Origin of the sequence: Lapidilactobacillus concavus DSM 17758 (genome assembly GCF_001435835.1) — a bacterium.
Classification (GTDB): domain Bacteria; phylum Bacillota; class Bacilli; order Lactobacillales; family Lactobacillaceae; genus Lapidilactobacillus; species Lapidilactobacillus concavus.
Window position 1 is genome coordinate 1 of record NZ_AZFX01000049.1, and the last position, 266, is coordinate 266.

The 266-nt window shown below is 46.2% G+C and carries 1 protein-coding gene; it reads right to left on the minus strand.

The genetic code is table 11. The annotated features are described in order from the left end of the window. The coding region (locus FC15_RS05320; RefSeq protein ID WP_157051245.1) for an ATP-binding cassette domain-containing protein at window positions 1–266 on the minus strand (266 nt) is incomplete at both ends.

The window sequence follows — 266 nt, forward strand, 5'->3', positions numbered from 1 at the left end:
TTCTTGATATCAGCCTTCTCGTATTTACGCAGTTTCAAACCAAACGCCATGTTATCGAACACGGTCATATGTGGATACAAGGCATAGTTCTGGAAAACCATGGCGATGTCGCGATCTTTTGGCGCAACGTCGTTCATCACTTTGCCACCGATTTTTAAATCGCCTTTGGTAATATCTTCCAAGCCGGCGATCATCCGCAATGTCGTTGACTTCCCACAGCCAGAAGGCCCAACGAAAACGATGAATTCGTGGTCGTCAATATGCAG